The following is a 2,480-nucleotide window of genomic DNA, read 5'->3' as shown; positions in this document are numbered from 1 at the left end:
GACTAGGCATGAATCCCTTTAATCCCGCCATGGTCGGCTATTGTTTTTTGCTGGTCAGCTTCCCTGCCATCATGGGGCAGCACAGCGCAGAAAGCCTAGATTTTTTCAGCCTATTCAACTCGGTAGATGCCCGCACCGCCGCCACGCTGCTCGACAGTAGCCGCCAAGCGCGCATTGCCGACACCGCGGTGAGCCAAATCAGCGCGACTTACCTGCCTAGTCTGATGCAGGCCGCCGCTTGGAGCTTGGGCGGCATATGGCTGGCATGGAAAAAATACCTTGATTGGAAAATCAGCGCGGCGGTATTGATTGCCGCCTTCATTACCGCCGGACTATTCTGGCTGTACGACAGCCATGCCTATCTCAATCCGCTGCAACAGCTCTTCTCGGGCGCACTGATTTTCGGCGCCTTTTCATCGCCACCGACCCGATTACCGCCGCCACTACGCCGCTCGGACGCCTGCTCTACGCCCTACTCATCGGCATACTCTGCATCGCCATCCGCAACCTCGGCAATTTCCCCGACGGCTTCGCCTTTGCCGTCTTGCTGGCAAATGCCGCCGTAGCGATTTTAGACAACCTCAGCCCCAAATACCGTTAATGCTGCTCTTAAATACCGACTCCCGCCGCGCCATGTTCCGTCTCAGCAGCTTTGCCGCCGTCTGCATCAGCCTGCTCTCGCTCGCCTATCTTGCCTTTAGCGGACGCATTGCCACACAAAAGAACAACACCTGCTCGGCACCTTTGCCGAAATCTACACGGCGCAGCCCCTCAATGCCGATCTGCTGCACAATGCCCAAAGTCTCAACCTCGGCGGCATTCCCGTTACCCTCTATCAAGCCAAAGACGGCGAGCGCCTGTTGGCAAACTTCATCAGCACCTACACTCTCAAAGGCTACAACGGCTATATCGGCGTGCTGATCGGCATCGCTCCGGACAATCGCCAACTGCTGGGCGTCCGCGTCTTAAATCATAAAGAAACCCCCGGACTGGGCGATAAAATCGAACGCCGCGTCAGCGCATGGATCGAAGATTTCCGCGGACACAGCCTGCAAAGCCGCCGCTTTCAAGTCAAAAAAGACGGCGGCGATTTCGATGCCTTTACCGGCGCGACCATCACCCCGCGCGCCGTCACCGAATTAGTCGGCAAAACCCTGCAAGACTGGCAAGACCATCAGGAGAATCATCATGGACGCTGAAAGTCGCAAACTGTTGAAAAGCGGACTCTGGGACAATAACCCCGCATTGGTGCAAATCCTCGGACTCTGCCCCCTGCTCGCCGTTTCCAACACCTTCATCAATGCGCTGGGACTGGGCATCGCCACCATTTCGTACTAACTCTATCCAACAGCCTCGTCTCGCTTACGCGCGGCTTTCTGCGCAATGAAATCCGCATTCCCGTCTTTGTGCTACTGATTGCCAGCGCCGTTACCCTCTGCGAAATCCTGATTCAAGCCTTTGCCTATCCGCTCTATCAAAGTCTGGGCATCTACCTTTCCCTGATTGTTACCAACTGCGTGATTATCGCGCGCGCCGAAGCCTATGCCGTGAAAAACACCGTCAAATACGCCGCCCTTGACGGACTCTTTATGGGCATCGGCTTTGCTCTTATCCTGCTGCTGCTCGGCGCCATTCGCGAAATCCTCGCCCAAGGCACCCTGTTTAGCGGCGCGCATCTTATCTTCGGCGATGCCGCGGCAGACTGGCGCATTCAAGTCATTAAAATAGACAACGGCATGATACTCGCCGCCCTGCCTGCCGGCGCCTTCATCTGCTACGGCTTTTTAGTCGCCGGCAAACAAGCGGCGGATAATTTATTGAAAAACAAAAAAGATTAAAGCATATTTTCATGGAAATATTATTCCTCGTTTTACTTATCGTCATTATCTGCTTAGGGCTACTGTTCAACACCACTTCAGGTACGGAAGAAAAGAAAAAAATCCATGCGCAAGAAAAAGGCAGATTAGGCGAAAGACGCGTACAGGGCATTCATGACTGGAATTTAGGCGCTGATTATCATGATTTTGATGATGTTTTACTAAAACTGCCAAACGGCGAAAGCACGCAAATCGATCACATCGTCATTTCCATATACGGCGTATTTGTCGTGGAAACCAAAAACAAATCAGGCTGGATATTTGCCCAAGAACGAGAAAGACAATAGACGCAAACCTTTCCTAATGGAAAAAAATACCGCTTTCAAAATCCGCTGTATCAAAATTACAAACATTATCAGGCGATTGCCGATCTCTTAGCCATTCCGAGAGAAAAAATCCATTCTGCCGTTGTTTTTATCGGAGATGCGGAATTCAAAACGGATATTCCAAATCAAGTTTATTGCGGCAAATCCGCTTATGCCGCCTTATACGAACAGAAAAAAGAAATTCTATTCGAAGAAAAGGAAATTCCGTCCTTAATTGCCCGCTTGCAGCATGCCAGATTAGAAAATAACACAGACAATCTGCAACAACATATCGAGC

Annotated in this window: 1 protein-coding gene and 3 pseudogenes; all 4 read left to right on the top strand. The window is 51.6% G+C overall.

All coding sequences use genetic code 11. The features are described from left to right. Nucleotides 1–8 precede the first annotated feature (8 nt). Nucleotides 9–601, top strand: a pseudogene (locus tag DT343_RS18700) (RnfABCDGE type electron transport complex subunit D). A gap of 130 nt (nucleotides 602–731) precedes the next feature. Then, nucleotides 732–1,199, top strand: coding sequence for an RnfABCDGE type electron transport complex subunit G (locus tag DT343_RS18695; protein WP_112863946.1), 468 nt, complete (start codon nucleotides 732–734; stop codon nucleotides 1,197–1,199). Next, nucleotides 1,189–1,838: pseudogene (locus DT343_RS18690) on the top strand (electron transport complex subunit E). The gene DT343_RS18695 and the pseudogene DT343_RS18690 overlap by 11 nt, the downstream one beginning before the upstream one ends. Nucleotides 1,839–1,849: 11 nt before the next feature. Next, nucleotides 1,850–2,480: pseudogene (locus DT343_RS18685) on the top strand (nuclease-related domain-containing protein); the annotation flags it as partial.

This window comes from Brevundimonas vesicularis, assembly GCF_900445985.1.
Lineage (GTDB): Bacteria > Pseudomonadota > Alphaproteobacteria > Caulobacterales > Caulobacteraceae > Brevundimonas > Brevundimonas vesicularis_D.
Note: the sequence above shows the minus strand (reverse complement) of the source record. Positions and strands in the feature narration are given on the sequence as shown.